11 protein-coding genes, 1 riboswitch and 1 other annotated feature are annotated in these 16,293 nt (G+C 40.8%); of the genes, 5 read left to right on the top strand and 6 right to left on the bottom strand.

The features are described from left to right. Positions 1–65 precede the first annotated feature (65 nt). The 3 genes from AABM38_RS18350 to AABM38_RS18340 all read right to left on the bottom strand — a co-directional run bounded on the left by AABM38_RS18350 (position 66) and on the right by AABM38_RS18340 (position 5,287). The gene (locus AABM38_RS18350) at positions 66–1,376 is read right to left on the bottom strand and encodes a nucleobase:cation symporter-2 family protein (RefSeq protein WP_423407680.1); all 1,311 of its coding nucleotides are present in this window, start codon (positions 1,374–1,376) and stop codon (positions 66–68) included. After that, positions 1,376–1,975 (bottom strand): xanthine phosphoribosyltransferase, encoded by a 600-nt coding sequence (locus AABM38_RS18345; RefSeq protein WP_423407679.1) that lies wholly within the window; start codon positions 1,973–1,975, stop codon positions 1,376–1,378. Before AABM38_RS18345 ends, AABM38_RS18350 begins: the two co-directional genes overlap by 1 nt. A 132-nt stretch (positions 1,976–2,107) precedes the next feature. Continuing rightward, positions 2,108–2,209: riboswitch (purine riboswitch) on the bottom strand. A gap of 174 nt (positions 2,210–2,383) precedes the next feature. After that, positions 2,384–5,287 (bottom strand): transglycosylase domain-containing protein, encoded by a 2,904-nt coding sequence (locus AABM38_RS18340; RefSeq protein ID WP_423407678.1) that lies wholly within the window; start codon positions 5,285–5,287, stop codon positions 2,384–2,386. 141 nt (positions 5,288–5,428) lie between these two features. Then, positions 5,429–5,646, top strand: a binding site (T-box leader). A gap of 80 nt (positions 5,647–5,726) precedes the next feature. On the opposite strand from AABM38_RS18340, the gene tyrS reads away from it, so the two are divergent. Next, entirely contained in the window at positions 5,727–6,986 is a 1,260-nt protein-coding gene (gene tyrS / locus AABM38_RS18335; RefSeq protein WP_423407677.1) for a tyrosine--tRNA ligase, read from the top strand. Positions 6,987–7,356: 370 nt separating this feature from the next. Here tyrS and rpsD read toward each other — a convergent pair whose 3' ends face one another. Continuing rightward, positions 7,357–7,959: a 30S ribosomal protein S4 gene (gene rpsD / locus AABM38_RS18330; protein ID WP_335376471.1), complete on the bottom strand. Its 603-nt coding sequence runs from the start codon at positions 7,957–7,959 to the stop codon at positions 7,357–7,359. Between the two features lie 700 nt (positions 7,960–8,659). On the opposite strand from rpsD, the gene AABM38_RS18325 reads away from it, so the two are divergent. Both AABM38_RS18325 and megL read left to right on the top strand, forming a co-directional pair. Continuing rightward, positions 8,660–10,555 carry a diguanylate cyclase gene (locus tag AABM38_RS18325; RefSeq protein WP_423407676.1) on the top strand — a complete coding sequence of 632 codons (1,896 nt, stop codon included), beginning with the start codon at positions 8,660–8,662 and terminating at the stop codon, positions 10,553–10,555. Positions 10,556–10,663: 108 nt separating this feature from the next. After that, on the top strand, positions 10,664–11,875 hold the full coding sequence (megL, locus tag AABM38_RS18320; protein WP_423407675.1) for a methionine gamma-lyase: 1,212 nt from the start codon (positions 10,664–10,666) through the stop codon (positions 11,873–11,875). 210 nt (positions 11,876–12,085) lie between these two features. On the opposite strand, the gene AABM38_RS18315 is transcribed toward megL, so the two are convergent. Continuing rightward, positions 12,086–12,565 (bottom strand): GAF domain-containing protein, encoded by a 480-nt coding sequence (locus AABM38_RS18315; protein WP_423407674.1) that lies wholly within the window; start codon positions 12,563–12,565, stop codon positions 12,086–12,088. Positions 12,566–12,716: 151 nt separating this feature from the next. Between AABM38_RS18315 and refZ the strand changes: the two genes are divergently transcribed. Further along, positions 12,717–13,352 carry a forespore capture DNA-binding protein RefZ gene (gene refZ / locus AABM38_RS18310; protein WP_423407673.1) on the top strand — a complete coding sequence of 212 codons (636 nt, stop codon included), beginning with the start codon at positions 12,717–12,719 and terminating at the stop codon, positions 13,350–13,352. Between the two features lie 92 nt (positions 13,353–13,444). Here the strand turns inward: refZ and hisJ are convergent, their stop codons facing one another. Next, positions 13,445–14,236, bottom strand: a complete 792-nt coding sequence (hisJ, locus tag AABM38_RS18305; protein ID WP_423407672.1) for a histidinol-phosphatase HisJ — start codon at positions 14,234–14,236, stop codon at positions 13,445–13,447. Positions 14,237–14,437: 201 nt separating this feature from the next. Here hisJ and ezrA point away from each other — a divergent pair, with 201 nt between their 5' ends. Then, on the top strand, positions 14,438–16,126 hold the full coding sequence (ezrA, locus tag AABM38_RS18300; RefSeq protein ID WP_423407671.1) for a septation ring formation regulator EzrA: 1,689 nt from the start codon (positions 14,438–14,440) through the stop codon (positions 16,124–16,126). Positions 16,127–16,293 lie beyond the last annotated feature (167 nt).

The raw sequence follows: 16,293 nt of genomic DNA, 5'->3' as shown, positions 1-16,293 counted from the left end.
TTAATCCGATGCCTTGTTTTTGAACTTCGTTATTAGCTTAAAGATAAGTAAGACGATAGTCTGGCTTAAGAAGCCTTCTGTTCCGCAAAAGTATTCTGTTGGACAACTCTTTTACCCTTAAAAACATTGAATACTAAATTCAATGCAATGGCAGTTAAGCTGCCCGCCACGATACCATTGTCGGTAAGTATACGGATGCTTGAAGGCATTTGGGCAAATAGTTCTGGAACTGCTGTCACGCCCAATCCCATTCCAACAGAGCATGCAATAATTAACAAATTCTCCTGTGATGCAAACTCAACCTTGCTGAGCATTTTGATCCCATAGGCGACTACCATGCCAAACATGGCAACCATTGCACCTCCAAGAACAGGTGTAGGGATAATGGTCGTCAATGCACCAATTTTCGGTACCAGTCCGAGCAGCACAAGGAATACTCCTGCGGTGTAGATGACATTCTTTGTCTTTACCCCTGACAGCTGAAGAAGACCTACATTTTGGGAATACGTTGTATAAGGGAATGCATTAAAGACGGCTCCAAGGATTATCGCTAGCCCCTCGGCACGATAACCATTCGAAAGGTCTTTTTCTTCCAGTTTTTCTTCACAAATATCACCAAGTGCAAAATACACTCCTGTTGATTCTACTAAACTAACCATCGCAACCAGAATCATCGTAAGAATAGCTGTTACTTCAAAAGTCGGCATCCCAAAGTAGAATGGAGATGGCATATGGAACCAGGAAGCATCTGCTACAGCTGCAAAATTCACTTTTCCCATAAAATAGGCAACGATCGTTCCCGCAGCCAATCCCATCAGAATGGCAATCGCGCGAATAAATCCTTTAAAGAAGCGGAATAGCACAATAATGAAAAGCAAAGTCCCGAATGCAAGACCAACGTTTGAAAGTGAACCAAAGTCTGGACTTCCTTGCCCTCCAGCCATATTATTCATCGCTACTGGAATCAAAGTAATCCCGATAATGGTTACTACAGAGCCGGTAACGACAGGAGGAAAAAATTTAACGAGCTTTCCAAAGAACTTTGAAATTGCTACTACAAATATACCTGATACAAGGATGGAGCCATAAATTGCAGAAATGCCGTATTGTCCGCCAATGGCAATCATCGGCCCAACAGCAGTGAAGGTACAGCCTAATACAACAGGGAGGCCTATCCCAAAGAACTTGTTGCGCCAAACCTGCAATAGGGTAGCAACACCGCACATGAAAATATCAATCGAAACTAAATAAGTTAACTGTTCTCCTGTTAATCCAAGGGCTCCTCCAACAATTAGAGGAACAATAACTGCTCCTGCGTACATTGCCAATACATGCTGGATTCCTAATGAAGCAATTTTGAATGGATTCTGTTTCATTACGCCAATTCCGCCTTTCTTTCTGTTGATTTCTCAAAGCTGACTATGCCGTTTTCAAGCGAGTTTAGTATCGCCAATGATTCAACCCGGTAGCCTTTATTTCGGAGAATACGGCCGCCTTCTTGAAACCCTTTTTCTATAACAATTCCGATACCTTCTACAGATGCTTTAGCCTTGATCGCTATTTCTATAAGACCTAATGCCGCTTGTCCGTTTGCGAGGAAATCGTCTATGATCAGCACCTTATCGTTTTCTGATAGATATTTATTTGAAATAGAAATTTCATTGGTTTCTTCCTTGGTAAAAGAATGGACAGAGGCTGTGATCAAATCATTTACGAGAGTCAGAGATTTTCTTTTTCTGGCAAAAACAACTGGCACTTGTAAATGAAGACCGGCCATAACTGCAGGAGCAATTCCAGATGACTCAATCGTTAATATTTTTGTAATTCCGCTATCAGCAAATCTTTCGGCAAATTCCTTTCCAATTTCTAGCATGAGATGCGGATCTATCTGGTGGTTTAAAAAGGAGTCTACCTTTAGAATGGACGATGACAAGACGCACCCTTCGTTTTTTATCTTTTCAATTAGCAGTTCCATGTTAATCCTCCTCTTTAGGTGTGAGCCAATGAAATACAAAAAGCCCAAAAACCATGCATTCACATCATAAAATGAGTGAAGCAATGGCCTTTGGGCTGTCAAGCATACAGGCGAATAAAGGGTAGAGATACCACCCTGACATTGCTCACCCATAGTCGGATCATTTACGGTAATCCGGTAGAAACTTGCAGGCCTTATCCCCGCGATTATATGAGTGAATCTTATTAATTTATAGTCATTATAACACCATTGAAAATTTCTTCAACACAAAATGATGAAAAAACCGAACTAAATTTTAAAGAACACCTTTAACATTCGTGATTTTCACAGTATCTTTCCAGAAAAAAATTCTCTAAAACAAAACCCGTATCCAAAAGGATACAGGTTTTTGCTCGTATGAATTAAGTTTTAATTTCCATTCCCGTTGCCATCTCCATCTCCTGGAGGAGGTGGTGGTGGTGGATCCTTCGGTTTCGGGTCTGTCGGAGGGTCCTTCGGTTTTGGATCGGTAGGCGGGTCATTAGGTTTAGGATCTGTCGGAGGATCCGCTGGTTTTGGATCCTTAGGTACTCCTATTTCAACAATATTGGATGGTGCAGATTCTTTTCCGGCAATATCAACGGCGGTCACATAGAACGAACCGCTGCCTGCCTTGAATACTAAGGCTGCTCCTGCTTTAATGCTGCCGACCTTCTGTTTTCCATTGTAAATTCGATAGCCGACTATATCATTTTCAGGATGTTTTCCCCATGTAATTGTATTGCCGGAAAGTTTGATGCCTGGTGATGCCGGTGTTTTTCCATTCTCACTCAGCTTATCATCAGCCACAAGAATTTTAGACCAAGCATCCTTTTTAGGAATCAGCTGCTGTGGGTTTCTTATTTTATGGCCAATTATGCTTTCCATATACTCAGGATTCAGGATTACACCTGTTTCGGCAAACTCTGCCGGAGTTGAATCAAGTGCAAGGTAGCGCTTATCGCCAACATAAACAAATTTGCTTTCAACCAGACTGTCATCGACTTTAGTTGGAGCGTACTTTGAGATGAAGTAATCGGATTCTACAAGGCCTGCTTTTGAACAAGCGCTTGATGGGAGTAATCCTGATACTGCGCAATATGCTCTTTTGACGATTCCACCTGGCATTTTAAAGTGTTCAGCTGGGTCGACCAGCTGAGGAGCTACATCATAAGCATCGTTCACTAAATCTGCCCAGATGTACTGAGTCCTGACACCATATGAAAGGCCTTTATAGGTTTTTTCAAGTGGTTTATTATGGTCATAGCCAAGCCAAACACCCATGGACACATTCGGGTTTGTAGCGACGAACCATGAATCATAATATTCATGCCCGGTTCCTGTCTTGCCGGCCCAGTCTGAATCAAACTTAAGACGGCCATTTACAGCAGTTGCTGTTCCTCTTCTGATAACGTCCCGCATCATATCGATTGTTAAGTATGCTGTTTGCGGACTGAATACATCAACGGGTTCTGCTTTATGTTGAAAAATAATGTTTCCTTGCTTATCAACGATCTTGTCAATCAGGTAGGCATCAATAAATTTCCCGCCATTTGCGAATGTACCAAATGCATTTGTATTTTCTTCTACCGTGACTCCGCCTTGCAAAGAACCAATGGCAGTAGAAAGGTTGTAATAATCATCTTTTGTTAAATTAGAAAAGCCCATTTTATCCAGAAAATTGGCAGGCTTTTGGCCTAGGATGTTCTTATAGGCAAGGACTGCAGGAACGTTATAAGACTTTGTCAATGCATATCTTGCCGAAGTTAATCCACTGTACTTCATGTCATAGTTGTGCGGCCACGCTTTTCCTGGACCATTCAAAAATACCTCAACGTCAGGAAGGACGCTGCCAGGACTCAGTGCTCCCAATTCAATCGCTGGAGCGTAGACAAGCAAAGGCTTCATGGTTGAACCGTTTTGTCTTGTGGTATAGGTCGCGTGATTCGATTGCTGTTTGTCAAAATCACGTCCGCCAACGAAGCTGATTATTTTCCCTGTTTTGTTTTCAATCATTACAGCGCCGACATCAACCTGTTCCGTAATCGTAATCGTTTTATTTGGGTCATCAGGATCCGGAACTTCCTGAGGTTTATCACTGCCGTAATAAGCATAGTTTTTGGCCGTTTCCTGCATTTTGTTATAGATATCTTTGTTGATGGTTGAATAAATTTTATAGCCATTCTGGCGAAGGTCGCGGTCTGCCAGCGCATGATATTCCGCTCTTAAATCTTCATCTTGCTTTAAATCATCAGCTTCATAGCCATCACGTTCAGCAAGGATCTTTGCTAAAATTTCTACAGCGCGAGACTCGATTTCAAAAGTGAGGTACGGGTATTCTTCAACCGTATTATCACTCGGTACTTCTTTTACAAAGTCTTTAGTAATATCATAGTTGATTGCTTCATTGAACTCTTTGTCTGAGATGAATCCAGCGCCATGCATTCTGGTAAGGACAGTTTTTAATCTTGTAAGCCCTGGTTCAAGCCCGGCTTCATCCTTGAGAATTCCATGATTGCTGCTGAACGGAGTATATCCAAAAGGGCTCTGAGGAAGCCCGGCAATAAAAGCTGCCTGCGGCAAAGTCAGATCTTTGGCGTCTTTGCCGAAGATTCCTTTAGCAGCTGCCTGTACACCTGCAATATTACTGCCATTCGCATTCCTTCCGAAGGTTGCGACATTCAAATATGCTTCTAAAATTTCCTTCTTATCGAAGAACTTTTCGAGGCGAAGCGCAAGAAGGATTTCTTTTGCTTTACGTTCGAAAGAAATTTCATTCGTCAGGATTTGGTTTTTAATGAGCTGTTGGGTCAGTGTACTTCCTCCGGACGAAGTCGACGAGTTTGTGACTTCCTGGAAGAGAGCACGCATGATTGCTTTTGGAACAACACCATCATGCTCATAAAAATATTCATCCTCGGTTGCCACTATTGCATTCACCAAATGCTCCGAGACGTCATCAAGTTTAACTTCCTCACGGTATAGATCAGTACGGAGCTTGCCTAGATAAACATCGTTATCAAAATATAAATCAGATGTCTCTTCGTAGTTGTATATGTCTTTCTTCATATTCTCATAAGGCCTGATTTGTTCATCTTTAACAAGGGATGCAAAGTATCCTGCACCGACACCACCCGCAAATCCAGTACCAAGCACGATGACGATGATCAATAACAGCACCATGTTCCAGATAACCGAATAGGTAATCCGGGCTCCTTTTACGGTTTTTTTATTCGTAAAAAAAGCACCCAAGGATTTTAATTTCTCTTTCCAAGGCTGTTTTTCTTCCTGCATTCGTATCATTCCCCCTAAAATCACATACATTATAGCATAAACAAGCAATCGAAAAGGCTCGAATCTCAATTTTTCTGAAAATTTATGTCGAATTTGACAGAGGATATGTTTGTGTGGTAAAAATGCATTATTAACTTTATAGCAAAAGCTTTGAAGGGAATTAGTAGTGCTTCTGTCCATGTTCCAGAAAGCCGGCGGGTGCTGTGAGCCGGTACAAACAGAAGGATGAATTACCTCCCCGAGCGCCGCCTGTGAACTGGAGACTTAGTAGCTGCGGCCGGTTTAACCGTTACATTAATGAGTGGAAGACAAATTTGTTTTCAAGCCGGGTGGTACCACGCATATATAGCGTCCCTGCAATTTATTGCAGGGGCGTTTTTTATTTGGCTAAAAAGCAGCCTGCCGGACCCAGGTTAAATTTTGAATGGAGGAAGAAACAATGGATTTATTAAAAGATCTAGAGTGGCGCGGCATCGTGTACCAGCAGACAGATGAAGAGGGAATAAAGGATACACTTTCTAAAGAGAAGATTTCATTATACTGTGGTATTGACCCAACTGCGGACAGCATGCACATTGGGCATTTATTGCCTTTCTTGACACTGCGCCGTTTCCAGAATGCAGGGCATCGTCCAATTGTACTTGTGGGTGGTGCGACAGGATTGATTGGAGATCCAAGCGGCAAAAGTGAAGAACGTAAATTACAGACGCTTGAACAAGTCCAGCTGAATGTTGAGGGTCTTAGGAAACAGCTTGAGCAAATCTTTAAAGTTGAAGGTGAAAATGGCTCACTGATGGTCAATAATTATGACTGGGCAGGCTCAATGGATATCGTTACATTCCTTCGTGATTTCGGGAAGAATGTCGGCGTGAACTACATGCTTGCAAAGGATACGATTGCCTCTAGGCTCGAAACAGGAATTTCATTTACTGAATTCACATACACCATCCTTCAGGCAATGGATTTCTTCCACTTATACGAAAACCATAACTGCAAATTACAGATTGGCGGAAGCGATCAGTGGGGCAATATCACAACTGGCCTTGAACTGATCCGTAAGATGTCTTCTGAAGGTTCGAAGGCGTACGGGTTGACGATTCCGCTTGTTACGAAAGCAGACGGAACGAAGTTTGGTAAATCTGAAAGCGGAACAGTTTGGCTCGATCCTGAAAAAACCTCCCCATACGAGTTCTACCAGTTCTGGATCAACACAGCTGATGCTGATGTAATCAAATACCTGAAATACTTCACTTTCCTTGGAAAGGAAGAAATCGAAGTATTGGAAAAATCAGTTCAAGACGAGCCGCATCTTCGCCAAGCCCAAAAAACACTTGCCGAGGAAATGACTCGCTTCATACATGGAGAAGAATCACTTCAGCAGGCCATCAAGATTTCAGCAGCACTATTCAGTGGCGATGTGAAAAATCTAACTGCAGAAGAAATCAAACAAGGTTTCAAAGACGTTCCTTCCTTCACAGTAGAAGGGGAAGATGAATTAGGGCTGGTTGACTTGCTGGTTGCAGCCAAAATTTCACCATCTAAACGCCAGGCTCGTGAAGATGTCAGCAACGGTGCTGTTTCACTTAATGGAGATCGTGTCACAGACACTGCGTATGTCCTTGGTGAAGCAGACAAGATCGAGGGACAATTCACGATCATTCGCCGAGGCAAAAAGAAATACTTCATGATTAAATACTAAGGCAGATGCGTTGTTAGCAAGTGCCTAATGAAAAAACAGTCTTCCTTGGTTTCAGGGAGGCTGTTTTTTGTTGTGGAATGATGCTTTGTACAGTATTTATTTCAGGATATAAGGTTGTTTTTTGAATTGCAGTCAAAGCTAAAGGTGTAATTCTTTAATTCTTCTTTGGATTCCGCAACTTCTTGTCGAAATCCCGCAAAATTCCATAGTCATTCCGCGAGTATCCGCCATTATTCCGCGAGTTTTTGTCGAAATCCCGCAACTTGTGTAAAATTACTCGAAAAATGTAACCGGAACCCTTGGAATAACAAGAACAAAAGTAAAAACAAAACCCCCGACCAAAATGGTCAGGGGTTTTAAGAACAATCTATTAACGAGAGTAGAATTCAACGATAAGAGCTTCGTTGATTTCAGCTGGAAGTTCAGAACGCTCAGGCATACGAGTGAAAGTTCCTTCTAGCTTGTCTGCATCAAAAGTCAAGAAGTCAGGTACGAAGTTGTTAACTTCGATTGCTTCTTTAACAACATCTAGGTTGCGTGACTTTTCACGAAGTGTGATTGTTTGTCCTGGAGCTACGCGGTAAGATGGGATATCTACGCGTGCACCATCAACCATGATGTGACCGTGGTTTACAAGCTGGCGAGCTCCACGACGAGTGCGAGCTAATCCAAGGCGGTAAACAACGTTGTCTAAACGTGCCTCAAGAAGAATCATGAAGTTTTCACCGTGCTTACCAGGCATTTTGCTTGCTTTGTCAAACAAATTGCGGAACTGGCGCTCAGTTACTCCATACATGTGACGAAGCTTTTGCTTCTCTTGTAATTGTAATCCGTATTCGGATAATTTTTTACGCTGGTTAGGACCATGAGGACCTGGTGCGTAAGGGCGTTTTTCTAATTCTTTACCTGTACCGCTTAGTGAAATTCCAAGACGGCGGGATAGTTTCCAGCTTGGGCCGGTATAACGAGCCATGAATGACTCCTCCTTAGTTTTTATTTTGTAAAATAAAAACAGATTGTGATTGGTCAGTTATGGGTATTTTGTTTTCATGTACCTTCGCCCTAGCAGCAGCGGGTTACGAGATACACCATCAAAAGAGTTTGAGGAACAAAATACATACATAATGTTGATCACATAGGCTGCGATATTTTACACAAGGAGTATTATATAATTTTAACATGATGAAAGTCAAGGTAATATTTTTATTTAGCTGTTTTCTCGTAATAGTATAAGACCTTTTATGCAGCTAAATTGTTATTCTTTTATGTTTGACAGCTTCCAGTGTTTCTTTGACTCCGCACGAGCTTCAATGACGGGGAGACTCTGCTAACGTCCTCCTCGGAAAGCAAGCGACTTGGCTGGAAATCAACAATAAAGGTTAACAGAGATATTGAAAAAAATATTCGAAAAGAGTTTATATAAAAGATGAAATGAAACTGAAAGAATATCCTTTTAAATCATACTATTTTACTATGCATATGATATAATTAATAGTAATTGTTTTATATTTCTAAAATTTGGATAATTACTTTAATTAGTAGAATTTGCCATGGGATGAAATTAAATGAATGACTGGTCTAAAAGGACCAGATCCGAGATATCAATCTTTTTTAATAAAATAAGAGTCACATCCAAATCGCTGTCTGATGCGATTGAAAAACAGGTGATACATATGGAAGAAACTTTAGAACGTGAATTATTGTTGAAGTTAAAAATCAGTTTTTTTGAATTAATCTGCGGCAGCAGAGATTCATTTTCCTTTACAGAACTTCTTTCACAAATGCTTGCGATCCTGAAACCGTTTATGAATGCAGATGAAGTTGATTTTTATCGTTTTGAAGAATGGAAGCAGGACTTGATTTTAGAAGCGTCGACAAAAAAAGGAGGAAAAGAGGCAATTATCAGTCCTGACATTGCTGCGGTTCAGCACGCTGCTGGCCAGCGATCTTTCATTATGAAACCATCTTTTCCTGGCTTTGAAAAATATGACTTGGTGATGCTAATGGATCAAGCGGGAAAATTAGAAGGTATGATTGCTTTACAATTGAATGGGAGTTTGCAAAGCAGTGCATCGGACAATTTTTTTGAGAAGGTAACAAGCGAATGTGGCTCCTTCGTTCAGAAAATCAGCAGCCTTGCAGATGCGATGGCCGAGGAAAAACGCTATAAGCAATTGTTCCGTGTCACTGAAAAATTCCATTCAACGATGGATATGGACGCCGTTTTAGGAGAAATCATTTCTACATTGAAGGAAGTATACCCTACTTTCATCTATTACCTGCTTCTATCACATGACCATAAAGGATATGAAGGCTTGCCGGTAAAGGATTTAGAATATGATAGCGAGAACCTGACTGCAATGCAATCCTATGTAAGCGGACAAATCCAGTTTGAGGATTCTCTCGCTGATCGGAATTCAATTATGTATGCTCCTTTAAAAGGAAAGCAGGGTGTGTACGGGGTACTGCAGGTGATTTCCCCTGACTCACTGGTTTTTCCTCAAAATGAGGTTGAATTCATTAAGTTATTGGCCAATACTGCTGGAAGCGCCCTTGAGAATGCCAAACTTTATGAGCAATCAAGAAAGCTGATAGCGGATTTGCAATTGATTAATGAGACTTCCCATCAGCTTAATACAAGCTTGCGCCTGACTGATACCATGAAATTTATTTGCGGGCAAATAATGAAATCCTTTAAAGCACAAGAAGTTGGCTTCATCATGATCGATTCAGAAAGTGATGATTACTCAGTACTTCAGGGAAGTACCGGTTTTTTCTTTTCAAAACATGCCTCCAAATATATCGCGGATGTCGGCAGGCGGATTCAAAGGGAAATGGAGCCATTATTTATTGGAGATTTTGATTCAGAGGATGAGATTTCATCCATCCATTTTAGATCCATAATGGGCGTACCAATGATTCAAAGCGGTGATTTGAAAGGATTTGCCATCGTTCTGCATGAAAAGCCTTATCACTTTGCCTTTGAAACTTTTAAATTGCTGCAATCCCTGATCCATCATTCAACACTTGCATTTACCAATTCCATCCTGCGAGAAGAACTTGAAAAAATGGTTGTAACTGACCATTTGACCAGGCTGTACTCAAGAAAATATTTGGATGAGAAAATGAAATTGTCGTTGCTTGAGGATTCCCAGGGGACTTTCATCTTAATTGATATTGATAATTTTAAAAGTGTTAATGATAAATATGGCCATCAGGTCGGGGACGATGTGCTCATCCAGCTTGCCCGTCAGATTGCAAAAAATATACGCGGAACTGATATTGGAGCAAGATGGGGCGGAGAAGAGCTCGCCATTTATTTACCGGGGGCGCCTCTTGAAATTGGAGTCATGATCGCAAACAGACTTGTCGATAAGGTTGAAAAACATACTCAGCCAAACGTGACGATTTCATGTGGAGTTTCTGCATGGATCAAGGGCCAGTCAGACACGACTAAAACTCTGTTTAAAAGAGCTGATCAGGCACTCTATCTTGCAAAAGACTCAGGGAAAAACAAAGTGGTAGTCCAAAAAGAAAATCAGTTTGATTTTATGAGCACTCGGGAGTGAGTGCTTTTTCTTTTTTTATGGAAGATAAATTACTTTCATAATTTAGATAAATATCATATTCTGTTAATGGGGTTTGTAAGCGGTTACAAAGAATACAGGAGGATTAATATGGGAGAGAAACGTTTTGAAACAGAAGTAATCCATTCAGGTTATAAATCCGATGAATTTAGGGGAAGCCTTGCTCCGCCTCTATTTCAGACCAGTACATTTACCTTTGACAGTGCTGAACAGGGAGAAAGACGATTTGCTGGAGAAGAAGATGGCTTTATCTATTCTCGACTTGGCAATCCAACCGTCGCTATGCTTGAAGAAAGGATGGCTGCGATTGAAAAAGGAGAGAAGGCTCTTGCTTTTGCTTCCGGCATGGCAGCCGTTTCAGCAATATTAATTTCGTTGACAAGATCAGGCGATCATATTCTTTGTTCGCAGGGTGTCTACGGATGTACCTTTGGGCTCCTGCAGCTAATGAAGGAAAAATATGATATTAACCATAGTTTCTCAATGATGTCGACAAGAGAAGAAGTATTGGAAGCCATTACCCCTGAGACTGCATGTATTTATATTGAAACGCCAATCAACCCGACAATGAGGCTGGTTGACTTGGAAATGGTTGCGGAGGTTGCGAAAGAAAAAGGAATCCCTGTTGTGGTTGATAATACTTTTAGTTCACCATATCTGCAAAATCCACTTGAGCTTGGCTGTGATTTTGTTATCCACAGTGCGACTAAATATATTTGCGGCCATGGAGACGTGATAGCAGGAATTGCAGTCGGACCTAAAGACATCATGTCCAAGATTGCTATGACAACACAGAAGGATATTGGGGGCGTTATGTCCCCGTTTGACGCATGGCTGCTTCTTAGGGGATTGAAAACACTTCCTGTAAGGATGGACCGCCATTGTGATAACGCAGAAAAACTTGCTGCCTTTCTGTCAGATCATCCAGCTGTAGAGGAAATCATTTTCCCAGGTGATCCGAATCACCCAGACTACAGGATTGCACAAAAACAAATGCGTAAGCCAGGGGGGCTGATCTCTTTCAACATTAAAGGAGACCAAAAAGCTGCCCAGTTATTTATGAACAAACTAAAGCTTATCAAAATCGCCGTCAGTCTCGGTGATGCAGAGACTTTAATCCAGCATCCGGCAACAATGACACATGCTGTTGTACCAAAGGAAGCAAGAGAAAAAATGGGTATCAAGGACAATATGCTGAGGCTCTCTGTCGGACTGGAAGCCTGGGAAGATCTAAGAGATGATCTTGAAGCAGCTTTTGAAGCAGTAAGAAAAGAAAGCAAGCAGGAAAGCGGGTCTATGTAATAGGCAGTTTTGTGTAATTGGTTTGTTTGAAAGCAAATCCTTGATAAATAAGTTGATTGGCACGGAAAGTGAGCATCTTTTCTTTCCAATCAACATATTCAAAGCAGCAAAGTATACGAACAAAGCCATATAATAAAGCATTTTTTCAATAAAAAGAGCAGTTATCATATCATTTGATAACTGCTTTTTATGTGTTCAGCTGTAAAAAAATTAAATATACTGCACCAATACTTCAACGAATTTTTCCAGTTTTAGCTGATCTAATTCATCAAAGCGGTTTGTCTCAGGAGAGTCAATATCCAGGACTCCTAGTAGTTTTCCATCCTTAATCATCGGGACGACGATCTCGGACTGAGATGCTGCATCACAAGCAATGTGGCCAGGGAATGAATGGACATCTTCAACTCGTACGGTCTCTCTTTTTGAAGCGGCAGTTCCACATACGCCTTTGCCAAGCGGAATCCTGACACATGCAGGCAATCCCTGGAATGGTCCTAAGACAAGCTCTCCATCCTCCACTAGATAAAAACCTGTCCAGTTAACGCGATCAAGAAATTGGTTCAATAATGCAGATGCATTGCTCAAATTTGCAATCGCGTTTTTTTCATCTTCGATCAGGGCTTTTAGCTGCTTTATTAATAAATCGTAGTTTTTATCGCGGCTCTCGCTGTAATTTTCGACTTTAAACATCCTTTTTCCCCCTCATTCATGAAGTTTTACTATACATTGTATCAAATATAGCCGAAACAATGGAGACTTTGTCGAGCTTTTTTTAAAGGGAATTTCGTACATTTCCAGAAAGTAAACAGTAAGATATCGCTTTGAAAGGGAGGGGTGGAGATTGAGGAAAAATTCTAAAGCTGCCATCATGGATGCGGCCATCTTCTTATTTAATACAAAGGGGTTTAATGGGACATCCGTCAGGGATATTGCTGCAAAGGCGGAAGTGAATGCAGCGAATATCTCTTACTATTTCCAAAATAAGAATGGACTCCTCGAAAACTGTTTTACTGCCTTTTTTGAAAGCTATCTGGAGGAATTGGAAAAGGCATTTTCGTTGCTGGATTGCGGAGCCGAAATATGCCTAAAAGCAATGGTTGATAACGTTTTAAGATTTCAGTGTGAAAATATCCAGTTAACAAGATTTATATTAAGAGAAATGACGATTGATTCACAGGTTGTCCGCGAAATCATGTCTACCTATCACGTGAAAGAGCGTTATTTATTTAAAAAGGCGCTTGAAAGGGGCATGGAAACCGGGGAATTCAGGAACCTGTCTATCCAATATATTATTTTACAGCTAAAGTCTTTGCTTTCAATGCCGTTTTTAAATACTCATTATGTGACCGAAGTTCTCCATATTCTGCCGCATGAACAATACTTTGCCGATAAGTACAGTAAGGAAATATCCCAGTGGATAAAAGGAACAATCTGCGTGGAACAGCTGGAGCAGCAAAAAATATTAATAAATATATAAACTCTTTTTCGAAGTCTTATCTTTTATAAAAGGGATCTTACAAGAATCTTATATAATTAAGAGAAAACCGGCATAAACGCCGGTTTTCCTATTTATAGCATCATTCTGCCCAGCCCCTGGCCAAGCTCCTTTGCCTGATGTGCATCAGATCCATACACTAAGGGTATCCCTAGAGTAATTGCCTGCTTGATTACCCAGTCAGGTGGATACGGTTCACGGCACAAAGGTTTTGCCGTACCGGCACCGTTATAATCAAGCTCATATCCATGCTCTGAAACTGTCTTTAATATTTTGTTGATTTCCACACTGAAATTGTTCTCAGCAGGGAAACGCACCCTGAATTTATTCGCTAGAGTGATATGCCCGATTCTATTTGGTTTGTACGGACCTAAATCAGCTAGAATTGAATTCAATACCGTTTGGTAATAGCGGCGGTGTACATTTTCCACCGAGCCATAATGGTCAACCATGGCGCTGAAGGTTTCAGGACTGTAATCGAGGCAATCATATTTACCATCCAAATTTTTTAAAAAATGTACAGATAGGACTGCGTCATTTAAATGTCGTCCATATTTATTTAAGAAAGCTGCAGTCTGTTTTTCATATCCCTCTATGAAATCAACCTCCAACCCAGTATTGATCTTGATTCTGCCACTGTATTGCTGTTTGGCTTTTTCAATTATTTTAAAATAATCTTCAAGATCATCGCGCTTCATCGCGCTGTCCTTTAATGGCGTCGGATCGATGAAATCTTCTGGAAGTGGTGCATGCTCCGCAAAGGTGATTTCCGTATAGCCAAGCTGTAAAGCTTTTTCAATATACTCTTCGATAGTATCCTTTGTTCCATGCGGGCAAAAAGAAGTATGGACATGTCCGTCTCTCATAAAAACACCTCCAAAAGTAATGTTTTTCGTTTGCTGTAGAGCCAAATCGGCTTAATTCGGATAATTTCAACAAAAAATCTCAAATTAATAGTCAAAAAATGTCGTTTACATGGTAATATAAATACATTATACACGCATTTATAAATTCATTTTATATATATGGATATAGAACTTGGAATTTGTGAGGCCAGGGGGATAATAATGAAGTACATAATTGGCGGAATTGCTATATTGATAATTCTTTATTTAATAGGGTATTTTAGGAAACGGAAATTTTACAGTGAAGTGGACAGATATGAGTCCTGGAAAATTGAGATTATGAACCGGCCTGTTCTGGATGAAATGTCAAAAGTAAAACAGTTGAACATGACAGGGCAAACTGAGGAGCTTTTTGAACGCTGGCGCCAGGAATGGGATGAACTTGTTACTTCGAAGCTTCCGGGAATAGAAGATTACTTGTTTGATGCTGAAGAATATATTGATAAGTATCGTTTTAAAAAAGCGAAAGACTCACTTTCCATCATCGACCAGAAACTGACTGAAACGGAGGACAAAATCAAAAAAATCCTTCGCGAATTGAATGAACTGGTCGGCAGTGAAGAAAAGAATCGTGAAGAAATTGATGGACTCAAAGAGGAATACAGGGAAAGCAAGAAAAGCCTCCTGACTCACCGCCACAGCTTTGGCAAAGCGGAAGCAAGCCTTGAAGCTACCCTTGAAGAAATCCAGGGGAAATTCGTGGAATTTGATGAGAAAACTGAGAACGGAAATTACTTAGAAGCAAGGGAAACTGTCCTGATAATCAAAGCAATGCTTGATGAGGTTGCCGTGAAAATGGATTCGATACCTGGGCTGCTGCATGATTGCCAAACAACGCTCCCCGGTCAAGTCAGCGATATAAAAGAAGGGGTCAAGGAAATGTCTGCCCAGGGTTATATTCTCGATCACCTGAACGCAGAGGCAGAATTAGAGAATATCGGCAAAGAACTATCTGAATACATTGTTTCGCTTGAAAACGGCGATGTGGAAATAGCTGGGCAGGGCATCCATAGCTTAAAGGAAAAAGTCGATAATCTTTTCGATCTTCTCGAACATGAAGTTACAGCTAAACAATACATCAGCAAGACTGAACATGAAGCCAGGGAAATACTCGTAAAAGCGATAACTGAAAGCAAGACACTTAAAGAAGAAACAAAGCTTATTCAGGAAAGCTACCATCTTTCTGAAAAAGAGCTGGCAGCCCAAACAAATGTAGAACAGCAATTAAAAGGGCTGCTCAAACGTTTTGAATTGATTGACCACAGAATTACTGATAATAGTACACCTCAGAGCTTGATAAAGGTGGAGCTTGAAGAAGCGAAACAGCAGCTTGATACTCTTGTGGAAGAGCAAAAAGCACTGATGGAAAAGCTTAGTGCTTTGAGAAAGGATGAATTGGCTGCAAGGGAGAAAGTAAAGGAACTTTCCAAAAAGATTACGGAAATGATTCGGACAATCTCCAAAAGCAATATGCCAGGATTATCTCAGGATTATAAGTATCTTCTTGACGATGCGAATGAAAGCATCAATCAAGTAAATGAAAAACTTGATCAGAAACCGCTTGATATCCCTTCCATTCATCAATATTTGGAAATAGCTGTCCTAACCGTGAAGAAGCTGGAAGCTTCAACAGAGGAAATTGTTGAGACGGTCATGCTTGCCGAAAAGGTTATTCAATACGGGAACAGATACCGGAGCCGATACCCATCGGTTGACCGTGGCCTGCGTGAAGCAGAAGAGTTTTTCAGAAACTATGATTACCGCCAGGCGCTCGAACAGGCTGCAACTTCAATTGAAGAAATTGAACCAGGAGCACTTAAGAAGATTGAAGTCATGCTTACTGAAAAATAATGATAACCTGTCAGGTCTCCAAAAAAGGAGACCTGTTTTTTTGGAGGTAGTTTAAGGGTCTTTTTCATACAATCCGTCCCATAAGAATGTTTTAGGAAATAATAAACTGTGTCGCATGTGCAGAGGGTCCTGATTGATTTTAAATGGACAGCTAATATGATAAGATT

The organism is Heyndrickxia sp. MSNUG (genome assembly GCF_049532715.1).
GTDB lineage: Bacteria > Bacillota > Bacilli > Bacillales > Cytobacillaceae > Mesobacillus.
Note: the sequence above shows the minus strand (reverse complement) of the source record. Positions and strands in the feature narration are given on the sequence as shown.